16 protein-coding genes and 1 tRNA gene are annotated in these 18,390 nt (G+C 67.2%); 5 read left to right on the plus strand and 12 right to left on the minus strand.

The features are described from left to right. The first annotated feature begins 141 nt into the window (after positions 1–141). Complete coding sequence (locus IT779_RS22055) at positions 142–480, plus strand: BP74-related protein (protein WP_196151293.1); 339 nt, start codon at positions 142–144, stop codon at positions 478–480. A 55-nt stretch (positions 481–535) separates the two neighbouring features. Here the strand turns inward: IT779_RS22055 and IT779_RS22060 are convergent, their stop codons facing one another. Together IT779_RS22060 and IT779_RS22065 are read right to left on the minus strand one after the other, a co-directional pair. Further along, on the minus strand, positions 536–2,074 hold the full coding sequence (locus IT779_RS22060) for a Rieske 2Fe-2S domain-containing protein (RefSeq protein ID WP_196151294.1): 1,539 nt from the start codon (positions 2,072–2,074) through the stop codon (positions 536–538). Positions 2,075–2,235: 161 nt separating this feature from the next. Then, positions 2,236–3,087 carry a hypothetical protein gene (locus tag IT779_RS22065; protein WP_332838909.1) on the minus strand — a complete coding sequence of 284 codons (852 nt, stop codon included), beginning with the start codon at positions 3,085–3,087 and terminating at the stop codon, positions 2,236–2,238. A gap of 201 nt (positions 3,088–3,288) precedes the next feature. On the opposite strand from IT779_RS22065, the gene IT779_RS22070 reads away from it, so the two are divergent. The 3 genes from IT779_RS22070 to IT779_RS22080 all read left to right on the plus strand — a co-directional run bounded on the left by IT779_RS22070 (position 3,289) and on the right by IT779_RS22080 (position 4,681). Then, positions 3,289–4,047 carry a lysophospholipid acyltransferase family protein gene (locus IT779_RS22070; protein WP_196151295.1) on the plus strand — a complete coding sequence of 253 codons (759 nt, stop codon included), beginning with the start codon at positions 3,289–3,291 and terminating at the stop codon, positions 4,045–4,047. 94 nt (positions 4,048–4,141) lie between these two features. Then, positions 4,142–4,214, plus strand: a tRNA-Gly gene (locus IT779_RS22075). 287 nt (positions 4,215–4,501) lie between these two features. Further along, positions 4,502–4,681 carry a hypothetical protein gene (locus tag IT779_RS22080; RefSeq protein WP_196151296.1) on the plus strand — a complete coding sequence of 60 codons (180 nt, stop codon included), beginning with the start codon at positions 4,502–4,504 and terminating at the stop codon, positions 4,679–4,681. Positions 4,682–4,726: 45 nt separating this feature from the next. Here the strand turns inward: IT779_RS22080 and IT779_RS22085 are convergent, their stop codons facing one another. The 4 genes from IT779_RS22085 to IT779_RS22100 all read right to left on the minus strand — a co-directional run bounded on the left by IT779_RS22085 (position 4,727) and on the right by IT779_RS22100 (position 9,753). Next, positions 4,727–6,967, minus strand: coding sequence for a heavy metal translocating P-type ATPase (locus IT779_RS22085; RefSeq protein WP_196151297.1), 2,241 nt, complete (start codon positions 6,965–6,967; stop codon positions 4,727–4,729). Between the two features lie 278 nt (positions 6,968–7,245). Further along, positions 7,246–8,202, minus strand: coding sequence for a hypothetical protein (locus tag IT779_RS22090; protein WP_196151298.1), 957 nt, complete (start codon positions 8,200–8,202; stop codon positions 7,246–7,248). A 94-nt stretch (positions 8,203–8,296) separates the two neighbouring features. Further along, on the minus strand, positions 8,297–8,983 hold the full coding sequence (locus tag IT779_RS22095) for a sterol desaturase family protein (RefSeq protein ID WP_196151299.1): 687 nt from the start codon (positions 8,981–8,983) through the stop codon (positions 8,297–8,299). Continuing rightward, entirely contained in the window at positions 8,980–9,753 is a 774-nt protein-coding gene (locus tag IT779_RS22100) for a FadR/GntR family transcriptional regulator (RefSeq protein WP_196151300.1), read from the minus strand. The genes IT779_RS22095 and IT779_RS22100 overlap by 4 nt, the downstream gene beginning before the upstream one ends. 112 nt (positions 9,754–9,865) lie before the next feature. On the opposite strand from IT779_RS22100, the gene IT779_RS22105 reads away from it, so the two are divergent. Then, positions 9,866–10,303 (plus strand): NUDIX hydrolase, encoded by a 438-nt coding sequence (locus IT779_RS22105; protein ID WP_196151301.1) that lies wholly within the window; start codon positions 9,866–9,868, stop codon positions 10,301–10,303. 6 nt (positions 10,304–10,309) lie between these two features. On the opposite strand, the gene IT779_RS22110 is transcribed toward IT779_RS22105, so the two are convergent. Genes IT779_RS22110 through IT779_RS22135 form a run of 6 tightly spaced genes read right to left on the minus strand, consistent with a single transcriptional unit; the run spans position 10,310 to position 18,366 of the window. Beyond that, positions 10,310–11,167: a hypothetical protein gene (locus IT779_RS22110; RefSeq protein ID WP_196151302.1), complete on the minus strand. Its 858-nt coding sequence runs from the start codon at positions 11,165–11,167 to the stop codon at positions 10,310–10,312. After that, positions 11,164–12,837, minus strand: a complete 1,674-nt coding sequence (locus IT779_RS22115) for an ABC transporter family substrate-binding protein (protein ID WP_196151303.1) — start codon at positions 12,835–12,837, stop codon at positions 11,164–11,166. The genes IT779_RS22110 and IT779_RS22115 overlap by 4 nt, the downstream gene beginning before the upstream one ends. Before the next feature lie 38 nt (positions 12,838–12,875). Continuing rightward, positions 12,876–14,570, minus strand: a complete 1,695-nt coding sequence (locus IT779_RS22120; protein WP_232541972.1) for an ABC transporter family substrate-binding protein — start codon at positions 14,568–14,570, stop codon at positions 12,876–12,878. A 27-nt stretch (positions 14,571–14,597) separates the two neighbouring features. After that, the gene (locus IT779_RS22125) at positions 14,598–16,448 is read right to left on the minus strand and encodes an ABC transporter ATP-binding protein (RefSeq protein ID WP_196151305.1); all 1,851 of its coding nucleotides are present in this window, start codon (positions 16,446–16,448) and stop codon (positions 14,598–14,600) included. Continuing rightward, positions 16,448–17,392 (minus strand): ABC transporter permease, encoded by a 945-nt coding sequence (locus IT779_RS22130; RefSeq protein WP_196151306.1) that lies wholly within the window; start codon positions 17,390–17,392, stop codon positions 16,448–16,450. The genes IT779_RS22125 and IT779_RS22130 overlap by 1 nt, the downstream gene beginning before the upstream one ends. Further along, positions 17,389–18,366, minus strand: coding sequence for an ABC transporter permease (locus tag IT779_RS22135; protein WP_196151307.1), 978 nt, complete (start codon positions 18,364–18,366; stop codon positions 17,389–17,391). Before IT779_RS22135 ends, IT779_RS22130 begins: the two co-directional genes overlap by 4 nt. Between the last annotated feature and the right edge of the window lie 24 nt (positions 18,367–18,390).

The raw sequence follows: 18,390 nt of genomic DNA on the forward strand, positions 1-18,390 counted from the left end.
CCGACTATCTATCCAATTATCTTCTGTGACAATGATTATCGGGGGCGAAATCCGACGACATGGAGTCGCCGCCCCTATGATCGACTTCGCATCGATGCTTTCTGCGTGGACCCAATCGACACTCATCGAAGAGGGGTAGACATGGCGGATTTCGCATTCACCGATTACTCGGGCAAAGAGTTCATCATTCGTCTGAACAACGAGCAGCGCATCTCCGAGGCGCGCCGCATCCTGTCCGGCGAGGAGACCATGTCGGTCCACGTCATGGGCCGGATCCGCAAGACTCGGGTGGAATACAACCCGGGCTGGAACTTCCACCTCGACCCGGACACCATCACCTTCTTCACCATGGCGATCGAGGTGTGCGACTCCAGCATCACCTACACCGAGGATCACCTGGACGAGGCGTGCGGCGCCTTCCTGCCGGGGTGCTTCTGGTGTCCCTGGTCGTCCAAGCTCACCAGGGAGATCGCGGCCTGATCTCGCGCTGAACCCTTCGGCCGGTACGGACGGGTGCCGGCCGAAGGGTGTGCGATCAGGAGAGTTTGCGTGAACGTAGTTCGTGGCCCTTGGAGGTCTTACAGCGGCCCGACTCCAGATCCCACTGCCAGCCGTGCAGGTTGCAGGTGAGGGTATTGCCCTCGACCACACCGAATTTCGACAGGTCCGCCTTCAGGTGCGGGCAGCGACGCTGGATCTCCCAGCCCGCCATCTCGGTGGACGCGGAATCGTCGTGCGCCTCGGCGAACCAGCCGTCGGCGTAGGCGATCCGCTCGTCGGTGAGGCATTTGAAGAACGTGTACAGGAATTCGTTGTATCCACCGATCCGCCACGCCTGGAAACGCGTGGACAGGAAAATGGTGTTCACCCAGTCGGGTTCGTTGTCGCGCAAAACCGTGCGCACCAGTTCGGGCGCGATGCGGAATCCGTAGCGGTACTTGCCCTCGCCCTCGATGGGGTGGCGCACCGCGCGCGCCGGGAAATCGAGCACGATCGTCTCCGTGCCGATCACAAGGCCGACCGGATAGCCGATGCCGTCGCAGATCACATCGGACTGGACCATGATCGGCTCGAACCGTTTGCGCAGCGGTTCCAGCAGCGACCCGCTGCCCGAATCCCACGTCTGCTTCTCAGCTTCCAGCACCGGCGCGAGACGTTCGGCCATCCTCGCGATGTAGTCGGCTTTGTCGTCGTAGATCAGGCCGGGATCGAACGGGTGGCTCAGCTCGAGTTCGGCGCCGCGCACGTCGGCGACCGAACCGGGGATCATGAGAATTCCGCCCGCGTTGCCGTGCAGGCGCATCTGCTCCAGGAACACCATTTGATCCGGGAAGATATTGCCCTCGTCGCCGTGATCGTCGTTGAGGTCGCGCAGCGCGTCGTCGAGGAATACCGGCGGACCCGCCGACGGCACCACCCAGGTGGCGCCGACCTGTTCGATATAGCTGCGCGCCCGGTCCATGCCGCGCTGACGCTTCTGCTTGCCGAAGTTGGTCTTGGTGCGGGCCGGAATGTCGTAGACCATCGGATACCAGATCGCGCCCGAATACTGGAGCAGATGGATGTCCAGCTGCCCGAACGCGTCGTGCACGATATCCATGTCGACCGGGCGCGCGTCGTTCATGTTGAAGCAGGTGGTCTCGCCGTCGGAGACGACGATTCCGGAATCGCCGATGGGGCCGTCGGCGGGTGCGCGCAGCGCGATGATCATGATGTCGATCTCGCCACCGGGGCCGCTGATCGTGTGCTTGACCGAGTCCTCGGTCTCGAAGAACTTGTGGAAGCCCAGTTTCTCCAGTTCGCGACGCAGATCCGGGACCGGGTAGTCGGGCAGCAGGACCGTCGTGTCCTTGTCGACGTGGTCGGTCAGCAGTTTCGCGTCGAAATGGTCGCGGTGCAGATGCGAAACGTAGAGAAAGTCACATTTGCCTAATTCGTCCCAATCCAGGTCCCGATTGTCGGGAAACGGGAACCACGAACCGAAATAGGCGGGATTGACCCAGGGATCGCAAAGGATCGACCCGGCCGCGGTGCGGATATGGAAACCTGCGTGTCCGACGCTGGTGATCTGCACGAGCTGTGTCCTCCTGACCGTTACCAGCCATCAAGGGTAGTTCTTGGAATGAACGCGCAGGCCGCGGGGCCGCCGCGGCGTGACGGCGGCACGCAATGACAGCGCCGATGCGGTCACGTGGTGACGGCACCGACGAGATCAGGGTGACGACACCGACGAGGTCACGGGGTGACATCGCCGATGCAGAAGCCCTCAGGTCCCTGCGTCAAGGTGAAGGTACGGGTCTTCGCCGTTCCCGTCGAATCGATCACCGGCACCTCGACCGCGAGGTATTCGGAATCGATCCGGCTCGAACTGATCTCCGAACCTTCGAATCCGGTCACCCCGGACAATTTCGCGGTATTGCCCGCGAGCGGCGGTTTCGTGGGCGATCCGGTGGAACGCGGATCCCACGCCGCGGGCGTCGCCCGGCACACCAGCGGATAGTCGGCCTCGCGGTCGGCGGGGTCGAGCGGCGTGCCGACCAGTCGGGACAGATAGCGCCGCACGGTATGCCTGGCGTCGGCGTCGTTGTACCCGATCTCGGTGCCGGACGGGAAGACGCGCGGGCAGGCGTAGCCGGTGTCGATCAGGTCGCGCTCGACCGTGACCGTCGTCGCGCGGCTCTTCCATGTGACGGTGGTCGTATTCGCGGTACCCGGCTGCGCCAGCGCGCTGAGGATCGCCTGTTTGCCCTGGTACATCTCGGTCACGTTGCCGGGCGCGATGCTCCAGCACTTGTCCTGGAGTTCGGTTTGGGTCGCGGTGCGCAGGTCGGTGGCCCAGCGCCGGACGGCGACGGCGGCCTCTGGCAGTCCGGGGACCTCGCCAACCGCGGGCGCGTCGGCCGGTGGGGGCGGGAGGGTGGACGTGGTCGGCGGCGCGGGCGGCGGTGTGGTGGCGCTCACGGTGGTGACGGCCGCGGCCCGCGCGGGCGCCGGATCGTCGACCGGGATGCCGGACACCGAATCGCACGCGCCGAGCAGCAACGCGACCGAGGCCACCCCGCCGATCGCCGCGGCTTTCCCGAACACTCGCTTCGGTGATTCGACGCGCGGGCGCCCGCCCGCGGATAACTCACCGGGGCCGCGCCCTGTCCGGTCGTGTCCACGCGGTTGTGGTCGGGCGCGTTCCACTTCGGCGATCCTCTTTCGTCGGCGTATTCGAAACGGCGTCGGGCGCGGGTGTGGCCACACTCCGCCCCCGGAGCGGTCTGCGACTACGCTAGCGGAATTGTGGAACCCGTCTACCGGTCGATCATCGGCCTGGCCCGTACCGTCTTCTTCGTCGAAGGCCTGAAGTTCACCGTCTCGGGTGACGAGCACATCCCGGCAACCGGTGGCGCGGTGATCGCGGTCAATCACACCGGCTACATGGACTTCACCTATGCCGGTCTGCCCGTGCGCACCCCCAAACGCTACATCCGGTTCATGGCGAAGAAGGAGGTGTTCGACAGCAAGGTCTCGGGGCCGATCATGCGCGCCCTCAAGCACATTCCGGTGGACCGCACCGCGGGCGCCGACTCCTACAAGGCCGCGGTCGAATATCTGCGTCGCGGTGAACTGGTCGGCGTCTACCCCGAGGCCACCATCAGCCGCAGCTTCGAGATCAAGGAATTCAAGTCCGGCGCCGCGCGTATGGCAATCGAAGCCGACGTGCCGATCATCCCGATCGTCATCTGGGGCGCGCAGCGGGTGTGGACCAAGGGCTTCCCGAAGCGCCTCGGCCGTACCAACACCCCGATCTCCATCGCGGTCGGCGCACCCATCCCGCCGCGCGAGCCCGCCGCCGAACTCACGGCCGAATTGCGCACCACCATGCAGTCGATGCTGGCCGAACTGCAGAAGGGCTACGCACACGAACCCGGCGCGTACTGGGTGCCCGCCCGACTGGGTGGCAGCGCCCCCACCCTGGAGGAGGCCGACGCACTCGACGCCGCCGAGGCCGCCGAGCGTGCGGCCGCGAAGGCGCGCAAGGCGGAAGGCGACCAGTAGACCTGCGGATTTCCGGTTTCTCGCGCTGTTCGACTAAAGTTCACGTTCGCACGGCGACACGGTTTCCGGGGTCAGGGACGGGCCGGTCGTGCATGCGGATGTAGCGCAGCTGGTAGCGCATCACCTTGCCAAGGTGAGGGTCGCGAGTTCGAATCTCGTCATCCGCTCTCCATCGAAACACGATCGCCGTGCCCATCGCGGTAACGGCGATTTCGAGACAATCGAGCCTTTCGAGACAGCCGCATATTCTGGATAAACCGTGCTTCAAATTATCCGTGATAGCCGCTGTTCGGCGTGCCGCGTGCGACGCGCCGGAATACACCGGCAAACCAACTGATTCGCCGGAAGAGCCGGAATCCGAGGATTCAGCAACCTTCCGCGCGGGTACCTGAAGTGCGAACCGTCTCGAAAGGCGTTTCTCGAGGCAGAGTTCTCGAGGTAGAGGAGGGTTTCCGTGGCCAAGGTCGACGCGATGCGTTTGTCGAATGTACTGGGCATCGATCTGGCACATGCGGTCCTACGGCTCCGTAACGAACGGCGCGCGGGTGAGACCGAGCGCGATGCCATGCTGCGTCTCATCGCCACCGAGGGGCCGCAGGCCACCACCACCGAATTCCGCCGCGCGGTCCGCTGAATTCCGCGGACCGCACGGCGACGCACGCGTCGGCGAACTCGGGTATCAGCGCGCCTTCGATTCGAAGGCACGCAGTCGCAGGCTGTTGCTGACCACGAAAACCGACGAGAACGCCATGGCGGCGCCCGCGAGCATCGGATTCAGCAGTCCGGCCATCGCGAGGGGAATCGCGGCGACGTTGTAGGCGAACGCCCAGAACAGATTTCCCTTGATGGTGGTCAGGGTCGCGCGCGAGAGCCGGATCGCGTCGGCGGCCGCGCGGAGATCACCGCGGACCAGCGTCAGGTCGCTCGCCTCGATGGCGACATCGGCGCCGGTGCCGACGGCGAGACCGAGATCGGCGGTGGCCAGCGCGGCGGCGTCGTTCACGCCGTCACCCACCATCGCGACCACCTTGCCGCGCTCCCGCAACCCCTCGATCACCGCGACCTTGTCCTGCGGCAACACCTCCGCGATGACCTCGTCGATGCCGACCCGATCGGCGATGGCGCGCGCCGCGGCCGCGTTGTCGCCGGTGAGCATGATCGGGGTGAGTCCGAGCGCGCGGAACTGGGCGACGGCCTCGGCCGAGGTCGGTTTCACGGCGTCGGCGACGACGAGCAGCCCGCGAGCCGCGCCGTCCCAGCCGACCGCGACCACCGTCGCGCCCGATCCTTCGGCGGCGCGCATGCCCCGTTCGAGTTCCGCGTCGAGGCGCAGTGACCAGTCGGCGAGCAGTCGCGGCCTGCCGACGACCACCGCGTGCCCGTTCACAACACCTTGCACCCCGAGCCCGTCGACGCTGGTGAAGCCGTCCACCGGGGCGAGTGTGCCGAGTTCGGCGCGTGCGGCGTCGGCGACGGCCCGCGCGATCGGATGTTCGGAGGCGTCCTCCAGCGCGCCCGCGAGCGCAAGGATCTCGGCGCGCGGCACAGCGTCGGCGGTGACCACGTCGACCAGGGTCATCGTCCCGGTGGTGACGGTGCCGGTCTTGTCGAGCACGATCGTGTCCACCCGACGGGTCGATTCCAGCACCTCGGGACCCTTGATCAGGATGCCGAGCTGCGCGCCGCGCCCGGTGCCGACCATGAGCGCGGTCGGCGTCGCGAGCCCGAGCGCGCAGGGGCAAGCGATGATGAGCACCGCGACCGCTGCGGTGAACGCGGCCGCGACCGAGCCGCCGGTGCCGAGCCAGAACCCGAGGGTCGCGACCGACAGCGCGATCACGATCGGCACGAAGATGCCGGAGATCCGGTCGGCCAGCCGTTGGGCGCGCGCCTTGCCGGTCTGCGCGTCCTCGACCAGTTTCGCCATCTGCGCGAGCTGGGTATCCGCGCCGACTCGCGTCGCCCGGACCGTGATTCGCCCGCCGACATTGACCGTCGCGCCGATCACGGTGTCGTCCGGCCCGACCTCCACCGGCACCGGTTCACCGGTCACCATGGCCGCGTCCACCGCCGATGATCCGTCGACCACAACGCCGTCGGTGGCGATCTTCTCACCGGGCCGCACCACGAACTCGTCGCCGACCCGCAGTTCCTCCACGGGAATCCGGGTCTCGACGCCGTCACGACGGACCGCCACATCCTTCGCCCCGAGTTCGAGCAGCGCCCGCAGCGCCGCCCCCGCGCGCCGTTTCGCGCGCGCCTCGAAATAGCGTCCGGCGAGGATGAAGGTGGTGACGCCCGCCGCGGCCTCCAGGTAGATGCTTCCGGTGCCGTCCATGCGGGCGATGGTGAGTTCGAACGGATGGGTCATCCCGGGTGTGCCCGCGGTACCCCAGAACAGCGCGTACACCGACCATCCGAAGGCGGCCAGCGTGCCGATCGACACCAGGGTGTCCATGGTCGCCGCGCCGTGCCGCAGGTTGGTCAGCGCCGCGCGGTGGAACGGCAACGCGCCCCAGACCACGACCGGCGCGGCCAACGTCAGCGACAGCCATTGCCAGTAGGTGAATTGCAGCGCCGGGATCATCGCGAGCGCGATCACCGGGACGGTGAGCACGAGCGAGACGAGCAACCGGGTGCGCAACGCGCGCACCGGGTCGTCTTCGGCGGCGTCGGCGGGCGGTTCGGCGACCGGGACCGTCGCGGTGTAACCCGCTTCCTCGACGGTGTCGATCAGCCGCTGCGCCGTGATATCGGCCCCGGCGATCTCGACGTGCGCCTTCTCGGTCGCGTAGTTCACGGTGGCGTGCACACCGTCGAGTTTGTTCAGTTTGCGTTCGATGCGATTGGCGCACGACGCGCAGGTCATGCCACCGATCGCCAATTCGACCGGTGTGGTCGGCGCGGTCGCGGTGGTCATCGTGTGCTCCGTTCTGTGCGGCACAGTGGCGATTCTCCTCGGTGGGCGATCCTCGCCGATCCGGTGGTAGTGCCTGTGGTGGTGGCCGGTCGGTGGTCGTCGCCGGTCGGGTTCTCGTCGCTGTTCGGTTGTCGTCACCCGTCGGGCGTCTTCGTCGTAGCTGGTTCCGCGCTTTCCTCGGTGCGCGATTGTCGTCGGTGGGCCGTCCCCCGCGGTGCTTTGTCGTCCGGTCGGTGCGCGTCGTCGGTCGATGCGTGCGACGGGTGATGTGCGGGCGATCAGTGGGTGTGGGCGGGTGCGGGGGTCGCGCCGTGGTCGCCGTGTGGTCGGCCCGGTGCGCCGTGCTCGGCTTCGGCGGAGTCCGCCGTGTCGGGCGCGATGTGCAGGGTGAACTCGGCGGTGCGTACGACATCGCCGTGGCGGAAGTCGAGGAACAGTCGGTAGTCGCCCGCGCTCGGGGCGCTGACTTCGAAGGTGATGCCGGGTCCCGGCGCGGTCACGCCGTCGCCCGGGTGGCCCTGCGGGTGGACGTGCAGGTAGGCGAGGTCGGCGGCGCGCAGTGCGACGAGGTGGCCGTATGCGCCGAGGTAGGGCTGGAGGTCGGTGACTGGTCGGCCGTCGCGGCGCACCGTCAGGGTCAGCGGTGCGGGGGCGCCTGGCGTGACCGTGCCTTCGAGGGTGACGCTGTACTCGCCGACGGTCGCGACCGTCGCGGGCGGGGGCAGCGGGGTGACGTCGTAGTCGCCCGCGACGCGCAGGTCGGCGCCGAGGGTCAGGTCGGGACCGCCGTTCGGGACGAAGTCGGCGAAGACTCGGTATTCGCCCGCGCGGGTGAGGTCGAGGGCGGCGCTCCAGGTTCCGGCGGCGTCAAGGGTGGGATGCACGTGCTGGTAGCCGACCATGTCCCGGCGGACCGCGATGAGATGCAGATCCTTCTCGTGCTCGGGCAGGTAGGTGGTGACCGGCGCGCCCTCGGCGTCGAGGATGCGGAAGCGAACGACGGCATCCGGCGCCGGGGTCGCGATCGGGTTCTCCAGCCGCAACGTGTAACCGCGATCGGTGACCATCAGCCCGCCGGGTATCTCGGGAGTGCCCGCCTGGCCGGTGTGCGCCTCGGTGTCGTGCGCGGCGGGTGGCGCGGGTTCGGGGCCGAGTAGGGCGCCGGTCGCCAGCGCGAGGCCGAATACCGCCGCGAGGCCGAGCGCGAATCCGGCGAACTTGGTCGCTGTGTTCATCGGGTGCTCCGTTTCCGGGATCGGTCCGGCGCCGTCCTGGTTTTTACCATACCCCCCTAAGGTATGTTGTCAACCGGCCGGTGGAGCCGCCAGGTCAGGCCGCGTGCAGGTTGCGGGCGGTCGGTGAGGTCGGCGTGGTCGCCGGATCGGGATGGGTGCCGAAGAGGCGGTCGGCCGTGCCGGAGCTGGTCACGGTGAACCAGAAGTGCTCGTTCTTGTAGTGGTGGTGGCGGTGGTTCATCCACACCGCTCGATACAGCGCCGACTTCGGTTTGTAGTCGCTGTGGATCAGGTAGTGCGTCCACTCGTAGACCAGGCCGAATACGGTCACGGTGAGCAGGAAGGTCAGGCCGAGCCCCGGTCGGGGAAAAGCGAGCAAGGTGATCGCGAGCAGTGCCGCGATCACCACCGCCAGTGAGCGTGTCGGAATGAAGATCAGCGGGATGTCGCGCGGATCGACATGGTGCGCCCGGTGTTCGCGCGCCAGCTCGCTGTCCAGCGTGATCGGCCCGACCCGCCGCGGTCGCCAGTGCAGCACCGTCACATGCACGACCCACTCGAAGACCGGGAACACCGCGAGCAGCGCGAGCGGCAGCACGACATCGTCCAACCTCGAGTCCCCGACCAGGATTCGGGCGACGAGCGCCGCTACCAGCACCGTCGCGATCATCCACGGCGACGGGTGGCGCGCGAATTCCCTTGCGGCGTCCCCGAGTCCGAATCCGCGCCGCAGCCCCCGGCGGTCTTTCGTCGGTGGTGACGGGTGCTCCGAGCGTGTCATCGTAGGTCCTTTTCGGTAGCGGATTCAGCGCTGTCGAGCGCATGGATCAGCGCCAGGGTCGCGGGTTCGAGCAGGGCGCGGGCGGATCTGGCGGCCTGCTTCGGCTTGCCCGCGAGTACGGCGGCGGCGAGTTCGCGATAGCCGTCGGTGTTGCCGACTTCGGCGGACATGATCGGGGCCAGCGCGGCGAGGGCGGGTTCGTAGGCGGCGCCGAGCATGTTGAACATGAGCCGGAACACGATGGAATCGGCGGTGTCGACGAGGTGGTCCCAGAATTCGAGGGCGTGGCGTTGCAGGGCGACGAGATCGGATTCGACGGCGAGTGCGGCCAGGAGCCGGTCCAGTTCGGTTCGCAGGGTGGCGATGTCGGCCCGGTCGACCCGTTGGGCGGCCAGTTCGGCCACTTTGGGCCCATTGTGCAAGCGGGTCTCGAGGATGCTGCGGGCGACGGTGACATCGAGGGCGCTCGCGACGCCGGCATCGCGGGCGTTCGCGCGGATCAGCAGGCGCGGCAGGATTTCGAGTCCCGCGCCGCGCCGGTAGTCGAGCACCGTCGTGGCGTCGCCTTGGCGGACCGCGACGAGTCCGGCCGCCGCGAGCCGCTGCAATGCCTCGCGCACCGCGGGCCGCGAGACGCCGAGCGCTTCGGCCAGTTGCCGTTCGCTCGGCAGGGTCGATCCGGGAGCGAGTTCGCCGCTGAGGACGTCGGCGGCGATCTGTTCGAACACATCGGCCGATACCGACCGCTTGACCACGGGTTGCAGTGCCATGGTCCCACGATGCGCCCCGATGGCCTGGTGGTCAAGTGGTCAGACCAATTTCGATGTGCCTCCGTTCGCGCCCGGCGCGTGGCAGACTCGAATACGGGAGGAGGGAGAGGCCATGACGCAACAGCACGGCGAGCAACGGTGGATCGCGCACGCGCTGCCGATCCGAACCGGCAGAGTGCTACTGCTACATCGCAATCCGCACGGGGAACTGGGCGATCTGTGGGATATCCCCGGCGGCTCGGTCGGGCCGGGCGAGACCCCGGCGCAGACGGCGCGGCGCGAGGTCAACGAGGAGACCGGACTCGACGTCATGGTCGCCGACGAACTCACCCACTTCGTCGGCCCCGACGGCGACGGCGACGGCGGATCCGACATCCACACCGTGACCTTCGTGTGCTTCGAGAACGCACTCGACCGCGACGTCAGCCTCACCACCGCCGAACACTACGAATACGGGTGGATGACCTACGCCGAAGCCGTCCACATCCCCCTGGTGTGGCACGTGCGCAGAACACTCGACCACGCCGAATCGCTCGGCCTGCTGTCCTGAGGCCGGTCAGGACGGATCGGACCCGCGCACGGCGGCCAGCCAGACCGCCGCGCCGCCCGCGACGGCGCTCGCCCCGGCGAACGCGCTGAGCCCACCGCCCATGACATAGACCCACAGCAGGCCCGCGAAAGGCGCCGCGACCGTCGATTGGGCGTCGAGCAGCAGCCTGCGTACGGGCCGGGTCACCGCCACCGCCCGAGTCGAGGCCGCCGGATCGGGCCGCGACGGATTGTCGACCAGCACACCAGGCGGTTCCGCGCGCCGCACGCGCCCCGAGGGATACAGCCGCACCCCCGCGACCGTGAGCGAACCCGCACCCACCTCGGCCTCCGACTCGGTCAACGCGAGCAGCATCGGATCGAAATACACGGGTAGCCAAGAGGTCACGCGCGCCTGTCCGCCGTGCCCGGTCACCTCGAGCCACGACCGACTGACCAGCCGATGCTGATTGCGAACCCGCCGGACCGAAACCATTCGCACCGGCATTGCCCTCGGGGCCGTCGGTTTGTCCGGCGTCGATGCAGCCGTATCCGGTTCGCCCGCTGTGGCCGCTGGAATCGAGTCATCAGGAACCGATGCGTCGGGAGTCGAGGCATCCGCAGTCGAGGCACCCGCGGTCGAGCCGCTCGGGCTCGGCGCCGCCGGGCTACTCGACGCGGCCAACGCGACCTCGAGCCCGTTGGGGAGCGCGCCGAGCGCTGTCGCGAGTCGCAGACCGGTGTAACCGAGAATCGCGAGCGCGACCACACCGAGGGCCGCGAGCTGATCATGATCGGCGAACGGCGTGAGCGCGGCGCAGAGGGCGAGCGCGGCGACCGTCACGGCGACCGGATAGCCGAGCGCCCGCCGCGCACCCGAGTTCACTTCAGGAAGCCGACCTTCGTGTAGTCGGCCGATTGCAGTCCGAACGCGCCCCAGTTGGCGAGATTCTCGCGCTGGGCCACCGTGCCGGGCAATTGGTACAGCGGCAGCGAGAATCCTTCTTCGAAGATCATCCGATCGGCCTCGTTGGCCATATCCATCGCCTTCTGCGGGTCGAGTTCGGAGATGATCTCCTCGATGAAGGCGTTCAGTTCCGGCGAACCGATGCGCCCCATATTGCCGAGCATGCTGTTCGGATCGTAGGCGTAGATCTGCGACAGTGCGCCGAGCGGGAAGATGCTCTTGCCCCACGAGAAGTTGGCGATCTCGAAGTTGCCGGGAAAGACGACGTCGGTGAACAGTCCGTTGCCGGGAAAGCTCTGGATCTGGAGTTCAACGCCGATCGCGGCCAGATTGTTCTGGGCGATCTGCGCGACCTGCGACCAGGTTTCGGACTGGTACATGACATTGCGCAGCACGAGTTTGCGCCCGTCCTTCTCTCTGACCTTGCCGTTGAGTTTCCAGCCGAGCGCGTCGAGTTCCTCGGCCGCCCGCGCGGGATCGAAGGCGACGGACTGCGCGTTGTCCCGGTAGCCCTGCTGCCCGTTCAAATAGATGTGGTTGTTCAAGGTCTGCGGATTTTCCACGACACCGTGCAACAGTGCGTTCGCTATCGCCTGCCGGTCGATGCCTTTGGAGACGGCGACGCGCAGTCGCGGATCGGCGAGTATCGAGCCGGGCGCGCCGTTGAATGTCATGTGCGTGAATTGCAGTGCGGGCGCGCGCTTGACCGCGATGCCTGGCGTGCCGGTGGCGGCGGTCACCTCGTCGATTCCGCTGATGGGCGCGGAGTCGAGTTCGTTGTTCTGCAACGCGTTCAAGCGCGCCGAATCGTCGAGCACGCTGTAGGTGACGGTGTCGAGTTTCGGTGTGTCACCCCACCATTTCGGATTGCGGCTCAGCACGATTCGCTGTTGCGCCCGGTCGATCGAGGTCACCTGGAACGGTCCCGCCGAGATCTGCGGCGCGTTGCGGTCGAAATCGTTGAACGTCTGGGCGGTCGCGGTGGTGGCTTTCGGGAACAGCGGATTGAACAGGCCGCGCCATTCCGCGTAGTGCTTCGCCATGGTGACGACGGCCTGCCGGTCGTCGGCGCCGCGTTCGACCTTCGCGATCCGGTCGTAGCCTTGGGTTCCGCCGACGAGGTACGCCTTGTCGCGACCGCTGAGCGCGTTGGCTTGACCGGCGAGATCTTCCCAGGTGATGGGTGAGCCGTCCGACCACACCGCTTTCGGGTTGATGGTGTAGGTGATCTGCTGCGGTTCGGTGCCGGTCAGTGCGATGTCGGTGAAATAGTCGTGGTCGACCAGGATTTCGCCGGCGGCGGTCGCGGTGGCGGCGTATGGCAGGGTCCAGGAGACCAATTCGGCGGCGTCGCCGTCGGCGTCGACCTGGAGCGAGTTGAAGGTGGACGGGAACCCGCTCAGCGTCAGTCGCAGATTCCCGCCGTCGCGCAGTTCCGAGGGATCGTGCGGGTTGATGTCGATGCCAGCGCCGATGGTGTTGCCGCCCGCGGTGACGGTGCTGTCACCGGAACACCCGGTGACGATCAGGCCGACGGCGAGCAGCGGCGCCGCCATGCGGGCGAGTGCGCGGGGCGAACGGGTCCTCACGAGTGACTCCTTCCGACGATTTCCGGCACTCGCCCGGCTCACTTCACGAATCCGATGATGGTGTAGTCGTAGGAGGCCAGACCGGGCGCGCCGTAATTGGCGAGATCGGCGCGCACTCCGACGAGTCCTGGCGTCTGATACAGCGGCAGCGAATGTCCTTCGGCCCACACCATGCGATCCACCTCGTTGGCCATCTCGACCAGTTTCACCGGATCGAGTTCGGAGGTGGTGCGTTCGATGAGCGCGTTGAGTTCCGGCGACCCGATGCGCCCGTAGTTGCCCTGGATGTCACCGGGGTTGTACGCGAACTGCTGGGGCAGGTCGCCGATCGCGAACGCGTCGCCGACCAGCGAATACTGCGCGACGTCGAAATTGCCCGGCTGGATGACGTCTGTGAACAGTCCCTGCCCCGGCCGGGTGTCGATGACCAGTTCGACGCCGATCTGCGCGAGATTCTGCTGGATGATCTGCGCGATCTGGATCCAGCCCTGACTGTTGTACATGACGTCGCGGATGGTGAGCCTGCGGCCGTCCTTCTCGCGGAACGGCCCGTTCTGCTTCCAGCCGAGCTCGTCGAGTTCACGGTTGGCGGTGGCCGGATCGAAGGGGAGGCTGTTGTCCTGATAACCCTCTTGGCCCTGGATGTAGACGTGGTTGTTCAGCGGCTTCGGATTGTCGACGAGGCCGTTCTGCACGGCGGTGACGATGCCTTGGCGGTCGATGGCGCGCGAGATCGCGACCCGAAGCCGCGCGTCCTCGAGAATCGAGCCGGGCGCGCCGTTGAACCGAAGGTGACCCCACAGATTGCTGGTCGCGCGCCGGATCGCCACGCCGGGCGTGTTGCGGGCGGTGCGCACGTCGTCGATGGTGCCGAGCCCGACCGCGTCGATCTCGTTGTTCTGCAACGCGGGGACGAATGCCGCGCTGTCGAGCACGCTGAAGGTGATGGTGTCGAGTTTCGGTGTGTCACCCCACCATTTCGGATTGCGGCCGAGCACGATGCGTTTCTGCGCGCGGTCGAGGGATTGCAGGATGAACGGCCCCGCGGACAGGCTCGGTCCGTCGACCAACGATTTGTTGAACGCCTGCGGGTCGGCGGTCACCGATTTCGGGAACAGGAACGCCTCGCCCGCGAACTGCCCCTGCCATTCGGCGTAGGGCTGCCGGAAGGTGATGACGGCCTGCCGGTCGTCCACCCCGCGCTCGACCTTCTCCACCCGGTCGAAACCGAAGGTCATGGAGATGAGGAAGGCCTTGTCGACGCCGCTCATCGCGGCGGCCTGGGACCGCAGATCTTCCCAGGTGATCGGACTTCCGTCCGACCACACCGCTTTCGGGTTGATGGTGTAGGTGACCACCTGCGGATTCGTGCTGGACAGCTGGATGTCGGTGAAGTAGTCGGTGTCGATCGTCAGCTTGCCCGCGGCGTCGGTGCGATAGGCGCGTGGCATCATCGGGCGTTCGATGGCGGCGATCTCGGCGTCGTTGCCGTCCACCGACAGCGAGTTCCAGTTCTCCGGCAGCGCGCTCACCGCGAGACGCAGGTTGCCGCCCTCGCGCAGTTCGCTCGGATCCTTGGGGTTGATGTCGTTGGTCGTGCCGAGTTCACCGGTCGCGCCGTTGGAGTAGTCGTCATCGCCCGCCGAGCAGCCGCCGAGGATCAGCGCGAGCGCCACGGCCGGGACCGCGACCATGATGCCCGCCCTTCGCAGCTCGAGCCGGCTTCTCGCCATCGTCCGAATCCGCATTGGATCTCCTGTCTACCCGTCGACGACCGGCAGGGGTACCGCGTCGATCAACGCCTTGGTGTACGCGTGGGCCGGTCGCTCGAAGATCTGTTCGGCGCTGCCGAAGTCCACGATCTTGCCCTGTCGCATCACCGCGATGTCGTGCGCGAGATTGCGCACCACCGACAGGTCGTGCGATACGAACAGGTAGGAAAGTCCGCGCTCGATCTGCAACTCGCGCAACAGGTTCAGCACACCGGCCTGGATGGAGACATCGAGCGAGGACACCGGTTCGTCCAGGATCAGCAGTTCCGGGTCGAGCGCGAGGGCGCGCGCGATGCTGATGCGCTGCTTCTGTCCGCCCGAGAAATCCGCGGGATAGCGGTCGGCGTGTTCGGGACGCAGCCCGACCAGGCGCAGCAGCCTCGGCACGCGTTCGGCGATCTCGGCCTTGCCTCGGCCGTCGATGCGCAGCGGTTCGGCCACCGCGTCGGAGATCGGCAGGCGCGGGTCCAGCGAGGCGGTCGGGTCCTGGAAGACGATCTGCATCTTCCTGCGGATCTCGCGCTTGTCGGCCTTGGTGAGGCCGGTCACGTCACGGCCGAGGATCTCGATCGTGCCCGCCTGCGGTTTCACCAGGTCGAGGATCTGAGTGAGGGTGGTCGACTTGCCCGACCCGGATTCGCCGACCAGCGCCAGCGTCCGGCCCGCGCGCACCTCGAAACTGATGCCGTCCACGGCACGGATCTCACCTTTGCGGCGGCGCATGATCACCCCCGAGGTGATCGGGAAGGTCTTGCTCAGGTCGGTGACCCGCAGCACCACCCGCGCCTCGGCGTCGGCGACCTCGGGCGCGGCCGCTACCTCCTTGCGGTAGGCGGTGAACAGGTCGGTGACGCCGAGTTCGGCGGTGCGGATGCACGCGGCCGAATGACCGGGCTCGATCCGCTCCAGCGGCGGTTCCGCCACCCGGCACTCGTCGATCGCGACCGGGCAGCGCGGCGCGAACGAACATCCGGGCGCCAGGTCGTGCATGGCGGGCGGCGCGCCGACGATGGGGACGAGCGGCGCCCGCGCCGGTCCGTCCATGCGCGGGATGGATCCGAGCAGGCCGACCGTGTACGGCATCCTCGGCGCGCTGAACAGGTCTGCGGCGGTGGCGGTTTCGACGATCTTGCCCGCGTACATGACCGCGACCCGGTCGGCCAGCGTGGCGGCGATGCCCATGTCGTGGGTGATCATCACGACACCGGCGCCGGTGATGTCGCGGGCCTTGCGCAGCAGTTGCAGGATCTGCTTCTGCACCGTGACATCGAGGGCGGTGGTCGGTTCGTCGCACAGGATCAGGGCCGGATCGTTGGCGATGGCCATCGCGATCACCACGCGCTGGCGCATGCCGCCGGAGAATTCGTGCGGGAACGCCTTGGCGCGGTTCGCGGCATCCTCGATGCCGACCAGTTCCAGCAGTTCGACGGCCTTGGCCGCGGCCTCCTTGCGCCCCGTCGCGCCGTGCGCGAGCAGCGCTTCGGCGATCTGATCGCCCACCCGGTACACCGGGGTGAGCGCCGAGAGCGGGTCCTGGAACACCATGCTGACCGACCGGCCGCGCAACCGCGACATCTGCTTGTCGCCGAGGCCGAGCAGTTCGCGCCCGCGCATCCTGATCGACCCGGTGACCCGCGCCTGTTCGGGCAGCAGGCCCATCACCGCGAGCGCCGACACCGACTTGCCCGAACCGGATTCGCCGACGACGGCGAGCACTTCGCCGTCGGCGACGGTGTAGTTCACCCCGCGGACCGCGTCGACGCGGCCCTCCTCACTGGGGAACGACACCCGCAGATCGGAGATCTCCAGCAGGGGCGCCGTCGACTGTGCGCCGGTCATCACTTCGCCTTCGCTTCCGCCGCTTCGGCACCGACAGTCTTCTGTTTGCGAGCGCGCTTGGCGCTCGGATCGAAAGCGTCGCGCAGTCCGTCACCGACCAGGTTCGCACACAGTACGGTGACGATCAGCAGGCCGCCGGAGAACAGGAACAGCCACGGATAGGTCAGCGCCGAGCGGGTGCCCGCCGCGATCAGCGATCCCAGCGACACATCCGGCGGCTGCACGCCGAATCCGAGGAAGCTGAGCCCGGTTTCGGCCATGATCGCCGCGCCGACGGTGAGCGTGGTGTCGATGATGAGGATCGAGGCGATGTTCGGCACGATGTGGCTGAGGATCACCGTGCGCGTCGGCGCGCCCATATAGCGTGCGGCGCGGACGAATTCACGATCGCGCAGACTCATCGTCAGGCCGCGCACGATGCGCGCGCTGATCATCCAGCCGAATACCGCGAGCAGCACGATCAGCAGCCAGATCGAACCGCTGCCCTTGGTGCGCGGCGCGAAGATCGCGATGATGATGAAACTCGGCACGACGAGCAGCAGGTCGACGAACCACATGACGGCACGGTCGGTCCAGCCGCCGAGCAGGCCCGCGACCGCACCCGCGGTGGCCGCGATGGTCGTGGAGATCAATGCCACACAGACGCCGATGACGAGCGATTTCTGCAAGCCGCGCAGGGTCTGAGCGAGCACGTCCTGCCCGATCTGCGTGGTGCCGAAGGGATGTCTCGCGCTCGGCGGTTTCAGCAGGGCGGTGTAGTCGAGTTGCTGATAGTCGTAGGTCAGGAACGGCGGCAGCGCGAAACTGACCACGAACAGCGCGATCAGCACCGCGCCGCCGACTACGGCAGGCTTGTTGCGCAGGAAACGCCGCGCCACCAGTTTCCGGCGACCCGCCGCGGCGACCTCGGGCGCACCCTGGACGATGATCTCCGCTTCGGTCATCCCACACGCACCCTCGGGTCGAGCATCGCGTACACGACATCGGAAAGCAGGCCCGAGATCAGCACCACGAGGCCCGCGAAGGCGGTCACCGTCACCACCACGTACAGGTCCTGCGCGTTGATCGAATCGACCAGCCATTCGCCGACGCCGTGCCAGCCGAAGATCTTCTCGGTGAAGGTCGCGCCGGTGATGAGTCCGCCGAGGCTGTAGGCGAACAGCGTCGCCATAGGGATCAGCGCGGTGCGCAGGCCGTGTTTGTAGAGCGCGCGATTGCGGGTGAGGCCCTTGGCGCGCGCCGTGCGGATGAAATCGCTCTGCAGCACGTCGAGCATCGCGTTGCGCTGGTACCGGCTGTAGCCCGCCATCGCGCCGAGTGCCAGTGCCGCGGTGGGCAATACGAGATGTTGCAGCCGGTCGAGTAGCTGTGGCCCGAAGCCGTCGATCCGGTTCGCCGAGGTCTCGCCGGTGTACAGGAAGATCTGCGATCCGGTGAGCGAGTTTATTTCCAGCGCACCGTATTTCAACAGTGTGGCGAGCAGGAATATCGGGGTGCTCAGAATCAGCAGCGACACCACCGTTGTGAAATAGTCGCTGAATTTGTATTGCCGTATCGCGCCCGCCGCGCCGATCAGCACGCCGAGCACCGTGCCGACCACGGAACCGACGATGAGCAGGCGCAGGCTCACCGCGACCCGGCGCGGCAATTCCTCGCTCACCGGCTGACCGCTCAACGTGGTGCCGAAGTCGCCGTGCGGAATGCCTTTCAGCCACGTCACATAGCGCTGCGGAATCGGCTCGTCGAGGTGCAATTCCGCGGCCTTGGCGTCGATCACCGCTTGCGGCGGGCGAGGGTTGCGCTGTTCGAGACTGTCCAGTGGCCGAAACGTCAGCGATGCCAGACTGAACGTCAGAAAAGAGGCCAGCAGCAACAGCACGACATAGTTGAGTGCGCGTCGTAGCAGGAAGCCGGTCATCAGTCCTCTGGTCCTACGGCTGGG

The sequence above is a fragment of the Nocardia bovistercoris genome (genome assembly GCF_015674855.1).
Taxonomy (GTDB): domain Bacteria; phylum Actinomycetota; class Actinomycetes; order Mycobacteriales; family Mycobacteriaceae; genus Nocardia; species Nocardia bovistercoris.